This is a genomic window from Streptomyces sp. NPDC057474 (assembly GCF_042802555.1).
Lineage (GTDB): Bacteria > Actinomycetota > Actinomycetes > Streptomycetales > Streptomycetaceae > Streptomyces.
Genome location: NZ_JBHVDX010000351.1, coordinates 1 through 7,066, shown reverse-complemented (window position 1 = coordinate 7,066; position 7,066 = coordinate 1). Strand labels below are relative to the sequence as shown.

Genomic DNA, 7,066 nt, shown 5'->3' with positions numbered 1-7,066 from the left:
CCTCCGGACAGGACGGCCGACCTCGGGCTACCGTCGGATCATGGACATCAAGGCCGTGCTCTGGGACGTCGACGACACTCTTTTCGACTACACCGCGGCCGACCGGGCCGGAATGCGGGACCATCTCGCCGTCGAGGGCCTGCTGCTCGGATACGACTCCGTCGAAGAGGCCCTCTCGCGCTGGCGCGAACTCACGAGCCTGCACTGGAGGCGGTACGCGGCGGGCGAGGGTGACTGGGAGGCCACACGCCGCGACCGGGTACGGGACTTCCACGGCCGGCCCCTGAGCGACGCGGAGGCCGACGCCTGGTTCGAGCGGTACGTAGCCCACTACGAGCGGGCCTGGTCGCTCTTCCCGGACGTCCTGCCCGTTCTGGACGCGCTCGCCGCCAGCCACCGGCACGCGGTGCTCTCCAACTCCAGCCTCCCCGTCCAGGAACGCAAGCTGCGCGCCCTCGGCGTGTGGGACCGCTTCGAGACGGTGTTGTGCGCCGAGCAACTGGGCGTCCACAAGCCGGCCGCCGAGGCGTTCCACGTGGCCTGCGAAGCCCTGGAGCTGCCGCCGCACGAGGTCGCGTACGTCGGCGACCACCCGGAGATCGACGGCCGGGGCGCCGTCGACGCCGGTCTGCTGTCGGTGTGGATCGACCGCGGCGGCCTCTACGCGACCGTCGACCCGCCCGTCGGGCCGCACCGGATCGCCACCCTGACCGAACTCCCCGCGATCCTCGGCTCGGATACCCGTTTTGGAGCGCCGTCCACCTTCGGGTAATGTTCTTCCTGCGTCGCCGGGAAGCGGGCCGAAAGGCCGGGAACCGGAGGTGCACACTAGAACAAGATCCCTTCAGGGGATTGAGTTCCAGTGGCCTATGGTGTAATTGGCAGCACGACGGTTTCTGGTTCCGTTAGTCTTGGTTCGAGTCCAGGTAGGCCAGCTCGCAGAGCTCATCTGCACAAGCGGAGATCATCTCCGCGAAGCCCCCGTTGTGTAGCGGCCTAGCACGCTGCCCTCTCACGGCAGTAGCGCCGGTTCGAATCCGGTCGGGGGTACTGATCCTTCCCGCGAAGGTGGTCAGGGTAGCTCCCACCACCATCGATGCAGGATCGCTAGGGCCCCCGTTGTGTAGCGGCCTAGCACGCTGCCCTCTCACGGCAGTAGCGCCGGTTCGAATCCGGTCGGGGGTACGAAAAAGTCTCAACCATATTGGTCTATGGTGTAATTGGCAACACTACGGTTTCTGGTACCGTCATTCTTGGTTCGAGTCCAGGTAGACCAGCTCGGACCTGCGGAAACGCAGGATCGCTAGGGCCCCCGTTGTGTAGCGGCCTAGCACGCCGCCCTCTCAAGGCGGTAGCGCCGGTTCGAATCCGGTCGGGGGTACGTTTCATGAAGGCCCTCCACTTCGGTGGAGGGCCTTCGTCGTGCGCTCCGGCTACTCGATGCCGTACCGCCGCGCCGACTCCTCCTCCTGGGCCAGTCGGTGCAGCGAGCGCAGTACCGGCTCGAAGAGGACCGCCGACGACACCGCCTGTTCGACCTTCTCCGTGTCGGACTCGTAGGTCTCCATGTGATCCAGGTCCCGCACGGCCGTCTGGTGCATCAACTCGGCGTACGGGGCCATGAGTTCGGCGTCGCACGGATAGCCGAGCCGCAGCAGCGTGGCCACCAGGGCCACGAGTGAACGATGTACGGGGGAGAGGGAGCCGATCTCCCTCGCCGCGTCCCAGCCCAGCGTCCGCAGCAGCCGGTCCACCTCGGCCGTCGCGGCGACGGTGACCGGGTCCTCCTCGTCCGGGGCGGGGGCCTGGGGCAGCGCCCACAGGGCCGCGCCGAGCCGGATCGTACGGCCCAGGGACTCGTCGTCCACGTGCCTGAGCACCTCCCTGGCGTTGGCCACCGGCACCTTGCCCACCTGGATCAGCGCCCGCACCAGTCGCAGCCGGCGCAGATGCTCCTCGTCGTACTCCGCCGTCGTCGCGTTGATCTGGCGGCCCGGCGCCAACAGCCCTTCGCGCAGGTAGTACTTGATCGTCGCCGTGGACACCCCGCTGCGCTCGCTCAGTTCCGCCAGTCGCATCTCTTGCGCCCCTTCTTGGTGAGTGTCACTATCCAAGCATGGGTGTTCGGATAGTGCCGCTCACCAACTAGGGGGAGTCATGATCGGAAAGCGGATCGCTGCCGGCCGTACCACCGCGGCCGCCGAGGGCGACGTGGTGGTTCTGCTGATCGGTATGCGGATCAATCACTTCTGGGCCGTGCATCACTGGGGGCCCGTGCTCGCGGCGATGCCACGGATGCTGCGGGAGCTGCGCGCAGACCCGAGCCGCGGGCTGCTGAACGCCGTGCTGCTCACAGCCTCGCCGCGGACGTACTACGTCGTCCAGTACTGGGAGTCCAAGGAGAAGCTGTACGGATACGCGCACGCGCCCGACGCGTTCCACCGCGTGGCGTGGGCCGCGATGAACAGCAAGGAGCGGAAGGGGAGGAGTCGGCAGCACGTGGGGCTCTGGCACGAGACGTATGTGGTGCCGGAGGGGTCGTACGAGTCGATCTATGCCGACATGCCCGCGTTCGGTCTCGCGGCGGCTACGGGGGTGTTGCCGATCGAGGGCAGGGGGCGGTCGGCGAAGGAGCGGTTCGCCCACCGGCGGGGGTGAGTGCGTGAGTGCGTGAGTGCCTGGGCGCCGTGGGGGACTGTGGTGTGGTGACTGCGGGTTGACCGTGGCCTGCCGCGGCGTTGAGGCAGGCCTTCTTCGTGGTCGGACGGGGTTTGGTGGTCAGCCTGTGCGGCGTAGGGCCTCCGATAGGCGGCCCGCGGCGTCGATGACTGCCTGGGCGTGCATGCGGCCGGGGTGGCGGGTGAGGCGCTCGATGGGGCCGGAGACGGAGACGGCGGCCACCACGCGGTTCGACGGGCCGCGTACGGGGGCGGAGACCGAGGCGACGCCCGGCTCGCGCTCGCCGATGGACTGGGCCCAGCCCCGGCGCCGTACGCCCGAGAGGGCGGTGGCCGTGAAGCGGGCGCCCTGGAGGCCGCGGTGCAGGCGCTCGGGCTCCTCCCAGGCCATGAGGATCTGGGCCGAGGAGCCGGCTTTCATCGTGAGGGTCGAACCGACCGGGACCGTGTCCCGGAGGCCTGAGAGCCGCTCCGCGGCGGCGACACAGATACGCATGTCGCCCTGGCGGCGATAGAGCTGCGCGCTCTCGCCCGTGATGTCGCGGAGGTGGGTGAGCACCGGGCCCGCCGTCGCGAGGAGGCGGTCCTCGCCGGCGGCCGCGGCCAGCTCGGCCAGCCGGGGGCCGAGGATGAAACGGCCCTGCATGTCGCGTGCCACCATGCGGTGGTGTTCCAGAGCCACGGCCAGGCGGTGGGCCGTGGGTCGTGCGAGTCCGGTGGCGCCGACCAGACCCGCGAGGGTGGCCGGACCGGACTCCAGAGCGCTCAGGACCAGGGCCGCCTTGTCCAGAACGCCGACGCCGCTACTGTTGTCCATGCAACGATACTCGCGTCTCACTCTGTGAAACGCAAGCTCAATTTCGCGTGGACCTTGCCACTCTGGAAGCAGAACAAACGGCTCGCGGACCAACGAGCCCGGCGGCCGGCGCCCGTACGAGGGGTAAGGGCGCTCGCCACCTCCGATATCTCTAGTTGGGCCGGCGCTCGGACAAGCCGGCCGGAGGGAAAGCGATGGGTAGGACACTCGCGGAGAAGGTCTGGGACGACCACGTCGTCCGGCGCGCCGAGGGCGAGCCCGACCTCCTCTTCATCGATCTGCACCTGCTGCACGAGGTGACCAGCCCCCAGGCCTTCGACGGTCTCCGCAAGAGCGGGCGGAAGGTTCGCCGGCTCGACCTGACCATCGCGACCGAGGACCACAACACCCCCACCCTCGACATCGACAAGCCCATCGCGGACCCGGTCTCCCGCGTCCAGCTGGAGACGCTGCGCGCGAACGCCGCCGAGTTCGGTGTGCGCCTGCACCCGCTGGGCGACGTCGAGCAGGGTGTCGTGCACGTCGTCGGCCCGCAGCTGGGTCTGACCCAGCCCGGCATGACGGTCGTCTGCGGTGACTCCCACACCTCCACGCACGGCGCCTTCGGTGGTCTGGCGTTCGGCATCGGCACCTCCCAGGTGGAGCACGTGCTGGCCACCCAGACGCTGCCGCTGGTCCGCCCCAAGACCATGGCCATCACGGTCGAGGGCGACCTGGCCGACGGCGTCACCGCCAAGGACCTGATCCTGGCGATCATCGCCAAGATCGGTACGGGCGGCGGCCAGGGTTACGTCCTGGAGTACCGCGGCCCGGCCATCGAGCAACTCTCGATGGAAGCCCGCATGACCATCTGCAACATGTCGATCGAGGCCGGCGCCCGCGCGGGCATGATCGCCCCCGACGAGACCACCTTCGCGTATCTCAAGGGCCGCCCGCACGCCCCCGAGGGCGACGACTGGGACGCGGCCGTCGCGTACTGGAAGACGCTGAAGACGGACGAGGACGCCGAGTTCGACGCCGAGGTGATCATCGACGGCGCCGCCCTGTCGCCGTTCGTCACCTGGGGCACCAACCCCGGCCAGGGCGCGCCGCTTTCGGCGTCGGTCCCCGACCCGGCTTCGTACGAGGACGCTTCGGAGCGCTTCGCCGCCGAAAAGGCCCTGGAGTACATGGGGTTGGAGGCCGGCCAGCCGCTGAAGTCCATCAACGTGGACACCGTCTTCGTAGGTTCGTGCACCAACGGCCGCATCGAGGACCTGCGCGCCGCCGCCGAGCTGATCAAGGGCCGCAAAGTCGCCGACGGCGTACGGATGCTGGTCGTGCCCGGCTCCGCGCGGGTCGGTCTGCAGGCCGTCTCCGAGGGTCTGGACGTCGTCTTCAAGGAGGCCGGCGCCGAGTGGCGGCACGCGGGCTGCTCGATGTGTCTGGGCATGAACCCGGACCAGCTGGCCCCCGGTGAGCGCTCCGCGTCCACCTCCAACCGCAACTTCGAGGGCAGGCAGGGCAAGGGCGGCCGTACGCACCTGGTCTCGCCGCAGGTCGCCGCCGCGACGGCCGTCCTGGGCCATCTGGCGTCCCCCGCCGACCTGACCGACGCCGACACCCCTGCGCCCGCTGGAGTCTGAACAGCCATGGAAGCATTCACCACGCACACCGGCCGGGGCGTCCCGCTGCGCCGCAGCAACGTCGACACCGACCAGATCATCCCCGCCCACTGGCTCAAGAAGGTGACCAGGGACGGCTTCGAGGACGGGTTGTTCGAGGCCTGGCGCAAGGACGAGACCTTCGTCCTCAACCAGCCCGAGCGGCAGGGAGCCACCGTCCTGGTCGCCGGCCCCGACTTCGGCACCGGTTCGTCCCGCGAGCACGCCGTGTGGGCGCTGCAGAACTACGGCTTCAAGGCCGTCATCTCCTCCCGCTTCGCCGACATCTTCCGCGGCAACTCGCTCAAGAACGGCCTGCTCACGGTCGTCCTGGAGCAGAAGATCGTGGACGCGCTGCAGGAGCTCACCGAGAACGACCCGAAGGCCGAGATCACCGTCGACCTTGAGGCCCGTGAGGTGCGCGCAGAGGGCATCACCGCCTCTTTCGAGCTGGACGAGAACTCCCGCTGGCGGCTGCTGAACGGGCTGGACGACATCTCCATCACCCTCCAGAACGAGGCCGACATCGCCACGTACGAGGCCAAGCGGCCCTCGTACAAGCCGAGGACGCTGAAGATCTGACCCACTGGCGCGGGCCACCCCCGTCGGGTGGCCCGCGCAAGGCGGATTCCAGCCACCGCGGCACCCCAGGTACCCCCAATCGTGCACGGTTGGGGGTACCGCCATGTTCGGGTTCGGAGACCTTCGAAGTCATGTGCAGAAAGGTTTCAACTCCCCTAGTTACAAAGGTGATTGCCGGGGTACGTGCACCATGGTGTGGCATTGACCGGGGGCGCTCCAGCGGCCCCCGGGAGACGGCAGTTGCCCCCTGCGCAGGCGACAACTTGCCCCAGATGGCACAATCTGTGCATGGAACACGACGGCCAACTCGAGCTCTATGCGGCGGTCGCGGGCCAACTCAAGGAAGCGCACGCAAAAGTGCGCGCACTGCAAGTCCCGGAGGGCGTACGCATGGCGCTGACCCGGAAGCTGCTGGTCATTACGGCCGTGGCCAAGCACGATCTCGCCGACGCGGCAAGGCGTCTGGAGGGCTTCACGACGGACCTCGACGAGGGGCGAATGCCCGCAGAGGAACGCTGAAGGAACTCCATGACTGCCGAGTTCGTTGCGGCACAAGGGTGATAAGCCCGTTTCGTGTTTGATTTGCGGTATATATCTGCCTAACGTGCGAAAAAGCTTGAACACTTTCGTTCTGGCGATGTCTCCGAAGGGGAAGACGTGAACAAGGCGCAGCTCGTAGAAGCGATTGCGGACAAGGTCGGTGGGCGTCAGCAGGCCGCCGACGCGGTCGACGCCGTTCTGGACGCCATCGTCCGCGCGGTCGTCGCCGGGGACAGGGTGTCGGTCACCGGCTTCGGTTCGTTCGAGAAGGTCGACCGGCCGGCCCGTTACGCCCGCAACCCGCAGACGGGTGAGCGGGTTCGGGTCAAGAAGACCTCCGTGCCGCGTTTCCGCGCGGGCCAGGGCTTCAAGGACCTGGTGAGCGGTTCGAAGAAGCTTCCCCGTGGTGGCGAGGTCGCGGTCAAGAAGGCGCCCAAGGGCAGCCTGAGCGGGGGGGCTTCGGCGACGGTCAGGAAGGCGGCGGCGGCGAAGAAGACCACCGCGAAGAAGGCGACCGCCCGCAAGACCACGGCCGCCGCCAAGAAGACGACGGCCACCGCGAAGAAGACCACGGCGAAGAAGACGACCGCGAAGAAGGCCACCACCAAGACGGCGGCGGCGAAGAAGACGACCGCCAAGACGACCACGGCGGCGGCGAAGAAGACCGCGGCGAAGAAGGCGCCGGCCAAGAAGGCCACCGCCAAGAAGGCGCCGGCCAAGAAGTCGACGGCTCGCAAGACGACCGCGAAGAAGACTGCCGCGCGCCAGGCGTAGGGCGCCGGGTACTCACACGCGCCGGGCCGGGC

8 protein-coding genes and 5 tRNA genes are annotated in these 7,066 nt (G+C 68.5%); 11 read left to right on the top strand and 2 right to left on the bottom strand.

Annotated features, from left to right (window positions below; translation table 11 throughout):
* Window positions 1-40: 40 nt before the first annotated feature.
* From ACFU53_RS45405 to ACFU53_RS45380, 6 genes are all read left to right on the top strand, one after another.
* Window positions 41-772 (top strand): HAD family hydrolase, encoded by a 732-nt coding sequence (locus ACFU53_RS45405; RefSeq protein WP_384005944.1) that lies wholly within the window; start codon window positions 41-43, stop codon window positions 770-772.
* A gap of 91 nt (window positions 773-863) precedes the next feature.
* Window positions 864-935 (top strand) — tRNA-Gln (locus ACFU53_RS45400).
* 42 nt (window positions 936-977) lie between these two features.
* Window positions 978-1,050 (top strand) — tRNA-Glu (locus ACFU53_RS45395).
* A 62-nt stretch (window positions 1,051-1,112) separates the two neighbouring features.
* Window positions 1,113-1,185, top strand: a tRNA-Glu gene (locus ACFU53_RS45390).
* Between the two features lie 20 nt (window positions 1,186-1,205).
* Window positions 1,206-1,277, top strand: a tRNA-Gln gene (locus tag ACFU53_RS45385).
* A gap of 31 nt (window positions 1,278-1,308) precedes the next feature.
* Window positions 1,309-1,381: transfer RNA gene (locus ACFU53_RS45380), tRNA-Glu, on the top strand.
* A 52-nt stretch (window positions 1,382-1,433) separates the two neighbouring features.
* Here ACFU53_RS45380 and ACFU53_RS45375 read toward each other — a convergent pair.
* A complete protein-coding gene (locus ACFU53_RS45375) occupies window positions 1,434-2,078 on the bottom strand; it encodes a MerR family transcriptional regulator (protein ID WP_384005942.1) in 645 nt (214 codons plus the stop codon).
* Between the two features lie 79 nt (window positions 2,079-2,157).
* Between ACFU53_RS45375 and ACFU53_RS45370 the strand changes: the two genes are divergently transcribed.
* The gene (locus tag ACFU53_RS45370; RefSeq protein WP_384005941.1) at window positions 2,158-2,658 is read left to right on the top strand and encodes a DUF4188 domain-containing protein; all 501 of its coding nucleotides are present in this window, start codon (window positions 2,158-2,160) and stop codon (window positions 2,656-2,658) included.
* A 120-nt stretch (window positions 2,659-2,778) separates the two neighbouring features.
* Here ACFU53_RS45370 and ndgR read toward each other — a convergent pair whose 3' ends face one another.
* A complete protein-coding gene (gene ndgR / locus ACFU53_RS45365; RefSeq protein WP_003993203.1) occupies window positions 2,779-3,495 on the bottom strand; it encodes an IclR family transcriptional regulator NdgR in 717 nt (238 codons plus the stop codon).
* A gap of 194 nt (window positions 3,496-3,689) precedes the next feature.
* On the opposite strand from ndgR, the gene leuC reads away from it, so the two are divergent.
* The 4 genes from leuC to ACFU53_RS45345 all read left to right on the top strand — a co-directional run bounded on the left by leuC (window position 3,690) and on the right by ACFU53_RS45345 (window position 7,034).
* Window positions 3,690-5,120 (top strand): 3-isopropylmalate dehydratase large subunit, encoded by a 1,431-nt coding sequence (leuC, locus tag ACFU53_RS45360; protein WP_384005939.1) that lies wholly within the window; start codon window positions 3,690-3,692, stop codon window positions 5,118-5,120.
* 6 nt (window positions 5,121-5,126) lie between these two features.
* Window positions 5,127-5,720: a 3-isopropylmalate dehydratase small subunit gene (leuD, locus tag ACFU53_RS45355; RefSeq protein WP_384005937.1), complete on the top strand. Its 594-nt coding sequence runs from the start codon at window positions 5,127-5,129 to the stop codon at window positions 5,718-5,720.
* A gap of 288 nt (window positions 5,721-6,008) precedes the next feature.
* A complete protein-coding gene (locus ACFU53_RS45350; protein WP_384005936.1) occupies window positions 6,009-6,239 on the top strand; it encodes a hypothetical protein in 231 nt (76 codons plus the stop codon).
* Window positions 6,240-6,377: 138 nt separating this feature from the next.
* Complete coding sequence (locus ACFU53_RS45345; protein WP_384005934.1) at window positions 6,378-7,034, top strand: HU family DNA-binding protein; 657 nt, start codon at window positions 6,378-6,380, stop codon at window positions 7,032-7,034.
* Window positions 7,035-7,066 lie beyond the last annotated feature (32 nt).

Bases quoted from the DNA above. Each gene is read 5' to 3' on its own strand.
- ACFU53_RS45405 (WP_384005944.1), top strand. From the start codon at position 41: ATGGACATCAAGGCCGTGCTCTGGGACGTCGACGACACTCTTTTCGAC.
- ACFU53_RS45375 (WP_384005942.1), bottom strand. From the start codon at position 2,078: ATGCGACTGGCGGAACTGAGCGAGCGCAGCGGGGTGTCCACGGCGACG.
- ACFU53_RS45370 (WP_384005941.1), top strand. From the start codon at position 2,158: ATGATCGGAAAGCGGATCGCTGCCGGCCGTACCACCGCGGCCGCCGAG.
- ndgR (WP_003993203.1), bottom strand. From the start codon at position 3,495: ATGGACAACAGTAGCGGCGTCGGCGTTCTGGACAAGGCGGCCCTGGTC.
- leuC (WP_384005939.1), top strand. From the start codon at position 3,690: ATGGGTAGGACACTCGCGGAGAAGGTCTGGGACGACCACGTCGTCCGG.
- leuD (WP_384005937.1), top strand. From the start codon at position 5,127: ATGGAAGCATTCACCACGCACACCGGCCGGGGCGTCCCGCTGCGCCGC.
- ACFU53_RS45350 (WP_384005936.1), top strand. From the start codon at position 6,009: ATGGAACACGACGGCCAACTCGAGCTCTATGCGGCGGTCGCGGGCCAA.